Origin of the sequence: Desulfosporosinus sp. OT (assembly GCF_000224515.1) — a bacterium.
Taxonomy (GTDB): domain Bacteria; phylum Bacillota; class Desulfitobacteriia; order Desulfitobacteriales; family Desulfitobacteriaceae; genus Desulfosporosinus.
Genome location: NZ_AGAF01000196.1, coordinates 1 through 469, shown reverse-complemented (window position 1 = coordinate 469; position 469 = coordinate 1). Strand labels below are relative to the sequence as shown.

Here is a 469-nt window from a genome sequence, read left to right as displayed (position 1 = left end):
TTTTCTTCCATCGCTTCCAAGTTACCATTCGTATGCGGCTTCTCATCCATTCATCCAAGCTATTGAGTAGGTTCTTAGCATCTGCATGTTTGAAGTAATTCGTCCAGCCCCGTACCACTTGATTGAGCTTAGTTCTACGCTCTTCAATTTCCATCCCATTGCTACGCCCAGTAACTTTCCGGATTTTATCCTTAAGTTTCTGGATGCTTTTAGGATGGATTCTCAGACGCCCTTCTCCCTTGTTAATGTAGAAGCTATATCCTAAAAACTTGACATATCTTACATGCGCGACCTTCGTTTTCTCCTTATTTCCCTTCAAATATAGTCTTCCTTCGATATAGGGGAGAATGTGATCAAGTGTCCGTTGTGCCGCTTTCTTACTTTTGCAGAAGATCATCAGATCATCTGCAAAACGTACAAAGTGGTGCCTTCGCTTTACCAGCTCGTGGTCGCACTCGTTGAGCATTAT

At 42.9% G+C, this 469-nt stretch carries 1 protein-coding gene; it reads right to left on the bottom strand.

Annotated elements, in window-relative coordinates; genetic code table 11:
- Positions 1–469 (bottom strand): group II intron maturase-specific domain-containing protein (locus DOT_RS18920; RefSeq protein WP_040412870.1); only part of this gene is annotated, 469 nt, incomplete at both ends.